Raw genomic sequence first — 7,625 nt, forward strand, 5'->3', positions numbered from 1 at the left:
GCCCCCTCCTGCGCCGCCCGCGCCAACTGGGCGATCTCCCGCGGGTTCCCGAGCTGGGCGGCGAGGTGGCTCATGGACGCGGCGAGCACATAGCCGCCGTATCCGCGGTCGCCGGCCGCCTGCGCGAGCCGCAGGGCCTGGATGTAGTACCGCTGGGCCAGGCCCGGTTGCCCGGTGTCGATCGCCATGTACCCGGCGAGCTCCGTCAACCGCGCGACCGCGGCGAACAGTTCACGCCCCGTCGCCTCCCGGTACGAGCCCGCGAGCAGCCCGGAGACCACGCTGTTGAGGTAGTGCACGACGACCGGGCGCACATGCCCGCTGCCGTACTGGTGGTCGAGGTCGACGAGCGCCTGGGTCATCGCGCGCACGGCCGCCACGTCGGACTGCCCCACGCGGGGGCCCGCCTGGCGTGCCACCTGCGAGTCGGGCGAGGAGATCAGCCAGTCGCGGCTCGGCTCGACCAGCGCGGACGCGGCGACCGAGGAGCCGGACAGGAAGTCCCGGCGGCCCACGTCGCTGCGCCACAGCTCACACACCTGCTCGATGGCGCCCAGTACGGTCGGCGAGAACTGGAGCCCGACGCCGGAGGCGAGGTTCTTGCCGTTGGCCATGCCGATCTCGTCGATCGTGACCGTACGGCCGAGTTTGCGCCCGAGGGCCTCCGCGATGATCGCGGGCGCCCTGCCCCGCGGCTGCTGTCCGCGCAGCCAACGGGCCACGGACGTCTTGTCGTAGCGCAGGTCGAGGCCGTGCTCGGCACCGCACATGTTGACCCGGCGGGCCAGCCCGGCGTTCGAGCACCCCGCCTCCTGGATGAGCGCCTGCAGCCGTTCGTTCGGCTGTCGCGCGACGAGAGGCCTTGCGGCCATGGCGTACCCCCTGTGGCTGCGGTGCCTGCCCACGCACCGAGTTGACGTGTCTTCCACCGAAAAATTCCGGCCGTGAAGATCAATGCCCCGCCAATGTGTCGAAAATGCGAGGCATGCGAGGATTGCCGGGGTAAAGACTCGTACCGACCCCCCTCGTGGTTACCCAGCTCCCGCCGGGGTTCCTCCTCTGCGCCCCCGCACATGCATCCATGCGCCCCGGATGCGGAATCGATGCGCTTCCCCCGCGCGCGCGGGCCGGGACCTGGCCGTAACCCGAGGTGGGTGCGGGAGTTGTGTTCATCGTGGAAGAGACGATCGCGGGTACCGAAGCCGCTCAGATTCCGACGCAGCGCGGGGAATCGCTGCTGGAGACAGCCGTACGCTACGCCGAGGAGCGCCACTGGGACGTCTTTCCCGGCACCTGGCTGGAAGCCGTCGACGGGGTGCAGCGGTGCTCCTGCGGTGACTCCGCGTGCGCCGTCCCCGGGGCGCACCCCGCGCGCGAGGACTGGGCGACGCAGGCCACGGGCAGCGCGACGGTCGCGCGCCGGATGTGGCAGAAGCAGCCGGCAGCCTCGATCCTGCTGCCCACCGGGCGGACCTTCGACGCGATCTCGGTCCCGGAGAGCGCGGGCTTCCTGGCGCTGGCCCGCATGGAGCGGATGGAGCTGACGCTGGGGCCCGTGACGCTGACGCCCGATCGCCGGATGCAGTTCTTCGTGCTGCCGGGGGCGTCGGTGAAGGTGCCGGAGCTGGTGCGGAAACTGGGGTGGACCCCGTCGTCGCTCGACCTGCTCGCCCTGGGAGAGGGCTTCTACGTCGCGGGTCCCCCCACCCGGTACGGGTCCAGCGGTGCCGTGCAGTGGGCGTGCCGTCCCACGCCCGCGAACCGCTGGCTGCCGGACGCCGAGGAGCTGATCTCGCCGCTCGCCTACGCTTGTGGCCGGGATCGGTGACCTGCCCGGTTCACCGCACGCCTAGGGTGGGCGTCCATGACGTCGGCTGTGAGTGTGCGTGGACTCTGGAAGCGGTTCGGACAGCAGGTCGCTGTCGCGGGGATTGATCTGGAGCTTCCCGCCGGGAAGTTCATCGGTCTCGTCGGACCCAACGGGGCCGGGAAGACGACCACCCTCTCCATGGTGACCGGCCTGCTGCGGCCCGATCAGGGATCCGTTCTCGTGGCCGGGCACGACGTGTGGCGGGATCCCGTCGAGGTGAAGTCCCGGATCGGTGTCCTGCCCGAGGGACTGCGGTTGTTCGAACGGCTCTCGGGACGCGAACTGCTCGCGTACTCGGGGCGGTTGCGGGGGCTGCCGGGGGGCGAGGTCGACCGGCGGGCCTCGCAGCTGCTCGACGTGCTCGACCTGGCGGGCGCGCAGCACAAGCTGGTCGTCGACTACTCGACCGGGATGCGGAAGAAGATCGGGCTCGCGGCCGCCCTGCTCCACAATCCCGAAGTGCTCTTCCTCGACGAGCCGTTCGAGGGCGTCGACCCGGTCTCCGCGCAGACCATCCGGGGCGTGCTGGAGCGGTACACCGCCTCCGGTGCCACCGTCGTCTTCTCCTCGCACGTGATGGAACTCGTGGAGTCCCTGTGCGACTGGGTGGCCGTCATGGCCGCCGGCCGCATCCGCGCCCACGGTCCGCTCGACGAGGTGCGCGGCGCCGCGCCCTCCCTGCAGCGCGCGTTCCTCGAACTCGTGGGCGCGCAGGGGCAGGACGCCGGGGCGAACCTCGACTGGCTGGGCGGTGGGGCCCGGTGACCGCGGACCTCACCCCGGTCGTCGTGCGGCTGAAGCTGTCGCTGCTCAGGAACGGGCTGCGGCAGTCCGGCGGGCGGCGGGCCGCCTACATCGCCTCGGCCGTCGCCGTGCTCGTCCTCGCCGCGCTCCAGCTGCTCGGTCTCGTCGCGCTGCGCGGCAACGAGCACGCCGGTTCCGTCGTCGTCCCGCTGGTCGCCGTGCTGGCGCTCGGGTGGGCCGTGATGCCGCTGTTCTTCCCCGGCGGCGACGAGACCCTCGACCCGACCCGTCTGGTGATGCTGCCGCTGCGGCCCCGGCCCCTGGTACGGGCGCTCCTGGTGGCCTCGCTGGTCGGCACGGGTCCCGTGTTCACGCTCTGCCTGCTCGTCGGATCCGTCGTCTCGGTCGCGCACGGGGCGGTGGCGTACGTCTTCTCGGTGCTCGGTGTGGTTCTGGCGCTGCTGGTCTGCGTGGCGCTCGCGCGGGCCGTGGCCGTCGCCAACATCCGGCTGCTGTCCAGCCGCAAGGGCCGCGATCTGGCGGTGCTGAGCGGGCTCGTCATCGCCGTCGGCGCGCAGGTCGTGAACTTCGGCGCGCAGCAGCTCGGTTCGGGCGGCCTCGGGCAACTGGACGGTCCGACGCAGGTGTTGAGGTGGGTGCCGCCCGCGTCGGCGATCGGGGCGGTCGACTCGGCGAGCGAGGGCGCGTACGGCGTCGCGGTCCTGCAACTGGCCCTCACCGCAGCCGCGCTGGCCGGCCTTCTCGCCCTCTGGTCCCGCCATCTGACCCGGCTGATGACCTCCCCGGACGGCTCCACGCTCCCCTCCGCCCAGGGGGCCGCCCGTGAGCGCAGCTCGACGGGGCTCGCCCGGCTGCTGCCCTCGGGGCGCACCGGGACCGTGATGGAACGCAGCCTGCGCTATGTGTGGCGCGACCCCAAGACCAAGGCCGCGTGGGTGACGTCGCTGGCCATCGGGCTCATCGTGCCGGTGTTCAACGCGGTGCAGGGCACGGGGTCCATCTACTTCGCGTGCTTCGCCGCGGGCATGCTCGGCGTGCAGATGTACAACCAGTTCGGGCAGGACAGCTCCGCGTTCTGGATGGTCGCGATGACGATCTCCTCCCCACGGGACGCCTACGTCGAACTGCGCGCGCGTGCCCTGGCGTTGCTGGTGATCACCCTGCCGTACGCCACCCTCGTCACCGTCGTCACGACCGCGCTGATCGGCGACTGGCCGAAGCTGCCCGAGGTGCTCGGGGTGTCCTTCGCGCTGCTCGGCGCGATGCTGGCGACCGGGGCGTGGACGTCGGCGCGCTTCCCCTACTCGATCCCGCAGGAGGGCTACAAGAACGTGGCCCCGGGCCAGTCCGGCCTCGCCGCGGCCGCGGTCGTCGGCGGCATGGTCTCGGCCACCCTGCTCTGCGCCCCCGTGATCGCCCTGACGATCTGGGCCAACCTCAGCGCGAACGGCGACGACTGGAGCTGGACGCTCCTCCCGATCGGCACGGTCTACGGCACCGCGATCACCTGGGCGGGCCTGCACCTGGCAGCCCCCCGAACGGCCCGGCAACTCCCGGAGATCCTGACGGCGGTCAGCAAGGGCTGACGGGCCAGGGGCGGCCTCGTGCTCGTCGCAGGCCGTGCGGAAAGCCCCCGTGGCAAGGCGCAGGGGTGCGGGAAGCCGTGGCCGGCCAGGAGGCAGGACACGGCAGGGCCGCCGGCCACCACTCCCTCCGGACGCGACTGAGCGCCCCAAACCCAGATGCACCCGAGCCGCAGTGACGCCTGCGGGACCCGTGGCCGCCGACGCGCCCCAGCCGTGGGCTCCACGTCGGGGACCGTGGCCGTCGGGCGCTGTCCGGGCCGGGGCGCATGCGCAGGACCGAGCGCGCCTCAGTCGTCCGGGGTGGCGGACTGGTTGTCCAAGGCGTCCAGGAAGGGCTCTATCGCGGCTCGCCAGGCCTCCGGCTGGTCGTAGTGGACGAGGTGGCCGGCGTCGGCGACCTCGGCGTACTCGCCGCGGGGCAGGACGCGGACCATCTCCTGGGCCTCGGCGCGGCCCAGTTCGCCGTCGAGGCCGCGGACGACCAGGGCGGGGCACCTGACCTGGGTCAGTTCCTCCCAGTGGGCGTCGTAGACCCAGGTCTCGCGGGACGACAGCATCTGCTCGGGCTCGAAGACGGGACGCCAGCCGTCGGGGGACTCGGCCATCACCTCGGCGTAGAACTCGCCGCGCGCCGGGTTGGGCCGCTCCACCCAGGGGTCGTCCTCGCCGAACCACTTGCGGACGTCGGCCAGCGTGGCGAAGGGGACGGGCCAGGCCTTGAACCACTCGCCCCACTCCCGCTGCGAGGCGGCGCCGAGGGCGGAGGCCCTCATGTCGCAGATGATCACTCCGCGGACCAGGTCGGGCCGGCGGGCGGCGAGCTGCCAGGCGGTCAGGGCGCCCATCGCGTGTCCGATGAGGACGACCGGGGCGAGGTCCAGCTGTTCGAGGGCGGCTTCCGCGTCCTCGACGTACGCGTCACGGGTGAAGGCGGCCCGAGGGGGCTTGTCGCTCCGGCCGTGACCGCGCTGGTCGAGCGCGACGGCCCGGTAGCGCTCGGAGAGCCAGCGGGCGGTGGACGCCCAGTGCGAGGCACGGCCCATCAGGCCGTGGAGTAACAGGACCCCGGGAGCCCGGTTCTCCGGGTCCGTCTTGGGAGGGTCACCGAACTCCCAGGCGGCGAGACGTACGCCGCCCGCCCCGGTCACGTCGATGCGCCGCGCCATTGGCACCCCCCTAGCTCCCCGAACCGCTGTGCCTGCCCTGCCTGCCGCTTCCTCGTCGTACATCCCTCAGCGCACATCCCCCGCGCCCCGTCACCCCCGAAACCGCCAATCTATCGAATACGCATTCGGAAATCGGGGCTCACGCGACAACACCCCTCATTCGAGTGACCTCCCGCAAGGAATGATCGCCGCCGCCGAGGGGAGACCTTCAGCGGGAGGCGGACCGCTCGGGGAAATCGGTCCGAGGGGAACGACCCTGGGAGCTCGGGGCTCCGGGTCAGCACAGGGGAGGACCGGCCCCGGCACCGAAAGGCGCCGGGGCCATCCCCACGTCCACGGCACATCCGCCCGCCCCCTCAGGTCATATGCCTCACGCGACAGCCTCGCACGGGAAGCGTCGAAGCGCTGCGATTCCGCACAGTGAATCTCGGATCGACGGGCCGGGGAAGAGCGCAGGACGCGCGATCCGGGACAGTCCCAACCGCACCACAGAGCACGGCAGTTGAGCCTCCCGGCGCCCTCCCGACGCTCCCGGCGCACTCAGCGCTTGGCCACGAACACGTGCGAGGCGACGTCCGACTCCAGCTCCGCGGCCTCGCCACCGCTGCCCACCAGCACCCCGCCGGCCGACTCCGTCACGCTCACCACCGAACCGGGCTGCACACCCGCCCTGCGCAGCGTGTACATCAGCTGGGCGTCCGTCTGGATCGGCTCGCCGATCCGGCGCACGACGACCGTCTTGCCGTCGAGGCCCGGGTCCAGCTCGGCCAGCGACACCATGCCCTCGTCCAGGAAGGGGTGCGGGCCGTCCTTCTCGCCCAGCTCCTCCAGACCGGGGATCGGGTTGCCGTACGGCGACTCGGTGGGGTGTCGCAGCAGCTCCAGCACCCGGCGCTCCACCGCCTCGCTCATCACGTGCTCCCAGCGACACGCCTCCGCGTGGACCTGCTCCCACTCCAGACCGATCACGTCGACGAGCAGGCACTCCGCGAGCCGGTGCTTGCGCATCACGCGCGTGGCCAGCCGCCGGCCCTCGTCCGTCAGCTCCAGGTGCCGGTCGGTCGCGACGGACACCAGCCCGTCGCGCTCCATCCGCGCCACGGTCTGGCTGACGGTCGGCCCGCTCTGGTCGAGTCGCTCGGCGATCCGGGCACGCATGGGGACCACACCTTCCTCCTCCAGCTCGAGGATGGTGCGGAGATACATCTCCGTGGTGTCGATCAGTCCGGACATACGTGCCCCTTGATGAGATCTGCCGGAAGCACGACAGCTTCGCGGCGCGTGCGCTGGCCCTGACGTCAATTCTGCCGGATGCCACTGACAAGCGTGCCGGGCCGTTGAAACCAGGCGGTGACGACCGGGTGCGCCGTCGTATTGACATCCCACTGGTACAGACCGCACGGTGATCCGCGACACGGCGACGAAGGGTTGGACGACGCATGGGCGAGACGGGCTCCGCGAGCGCTGACGGCAAGCTGTCCGAACAGTTCTTCGACGCCGCGATCGGGCTGCTGCGACGGGTCCGTGACGAGGAGGCGGAGTCCGTCGCGGCGGCCGGTGAGCTCCTCGCCGACACCGTGGCCTCCGGCGGCCGCCTCTTCGCCTTCGGTGCCGGGCACTCCTCGCTCGCCGCGCAGGACCTCGTCTACCGGGCCGGCGGACTCGCCCTGATGAACCTGCTGACCGTACCGGGCGTCGTGGGCGTCGACGTTATGCCGGCCACCCTGGGCTCCGCCCTGGAGCGCGTGGACGGTCTCGCGAACGCGGTCCTCACCTGCTCGCCCCTCCGCGCGGGCGACGCCCTCGTGATCATCTCCCTCTCCGGGCGCAACGCGCTCCCCGTCGAGATGGCCCAGGGCGCGCGGGCCCTCGGCGTGAAGGTCATCGGTGTCACGTCGGTCGCCTACACCCGTCAGACGAAACCCCGGCACAGCTCGGGCACCTTCCTGAAGGACCACTGCGACCTGGTCCTCGACTCCAAGATCACCCCGGGTGACGCGGAACTCTCCCTGGACACCGTCCCGGCCCCCTTCGCCCCGGCCTCCACGGTCGTGACCTCGGCACTGCTCCAGGCCGTGATGGCGTCGGCGGCGGGCGCGCTGGCGGAACGCGGCATCGAGCCGCCCCTGCTGCGCTCGGGCAACGTGGACGGCGGCCTGGACTGGAACGAGCGGGTGTTCGAGGAGTACGGCGACCGGATCTTCTACCGGCAGTAGCCCTACGCCCGCCCCACGACCC

At 71.9% G+C, this 7,625-nt stretch carries 6 protein-coding genes and 1 pseudogene; 4 read left to right on the plus strand and 3 right to left on the minus strand.

Features of this window, described 5'->3' with window-relative positions; translation table 11 throughout:
- A pseudogene (locus EHS43_RS31800) lies at nt 1–872 on the minus strand (transcriptional regulator); the annotation flags it as partial.
- Between the two features lie 293 nt (nt 873–1,165).
- Between EHS43_RS31800 and EHS43_RS31805 the strand changes: the two are divergent.
- Genes EHS43_RS31805 through EHS43_RS31815 form a run of 3 tightly spaced genes read left to right on the plus strand, consistent with a single transcriptional unit; the run spans nt 1,166 to nt 4,221 of the window.
- Nucleotides 1,166–1,828 carry a bifunctional DNA primase/polymerase gene (locus EHS43_RS31805; RefSeq protein ID WP_125194142.1) on the plus strand — a complete coding sequence of 221 codons (663 nt, stop codon included), beginning with the start codon at nt 1,166–1,168 and terminating at the stop codon, nt 1,826–1,828.
- Nucleotides 1,829–1,864: 36 nt separating this feature from the next.
- Entirely contained in the window at nt 1,865–2,635 is a 771-nt protein-coding gene (locus tag EHS43_RS31810) for an ABC transporter ATP-binding protein (protein ID WP_125194143.1), read from the plus strand.
- Nucleotides 2,632–4,221: a transporter gene (locus EHS43_RS31815; protein WP_125194144.1), complete on the plus strand. Its 1,590-nt coding sequence runs from the start codon at nt 2,632–2,634 to the stop codon at nt 4,219–4,221. The genes EHS43_RS31810 and EHS43_RS31815 overlap by 4 nt, the downstream gene beginning before the upstream one ends.
- 287 nt (nt 4,222–4,508) lie before the next feature.
- Here EHS43_RS31815 and EHS43_RS31820 read toward each other — a convergent pair whose 3' ends face one another.
- Both EHS43_RS31820 and EHS43_RS31825 read right to left on the minus strand, forming a co-directional pair.
- Nucleotides 4,509–5,387: an alpha/beta fold hydrolase gene (locus EHS43_RS31820; protein ID WP_125194145.1), complete on the minus strand. Its 879-nt coding sequence runs from the start codon at nt 5,385–5,387 to the stop codon at nt 4,509–4,511.
- A gap of 540 nt (nt 5,388–5,927) precedes the next feature.
- Entirely contained in the window at nt 5,928–6,620 is a 693-nt protein-coding gene (locus EHS43_RS31825) for a metal-dependent transcriptional regulator (RefSeq protein ID WP_053848992.1), read from the minus strand.
- 206 nt (nt 6,621–6,826) lie between these two features.
- Between EHS43_RS31825 and EHS43_RS31830 the strand changes: the two genes are divergently transcribed.
- Nucleotides 6,827–7,603, plus strand: a complete 777-nt coding sequence (locus tag EHS43_RS31830; protein WP_125194146.1) for an SIS domain-containing protein — start codon at nt 6,827–6,829, stop codon at nt 7,601–7,603.
- Nucleotides 7,604–7,625 lie beyond the last annotated feature (22 nt).

It is taken from the genome of Streptomyces sp. RP5T (assembly GCF_003933965.1).
In the GTDB taxonomy this organism is placed as follows: Bacteria; Actinomycetota; Actinomycetes; order Streptomycetales; family Streptomycetaceae; genus Streptomyces.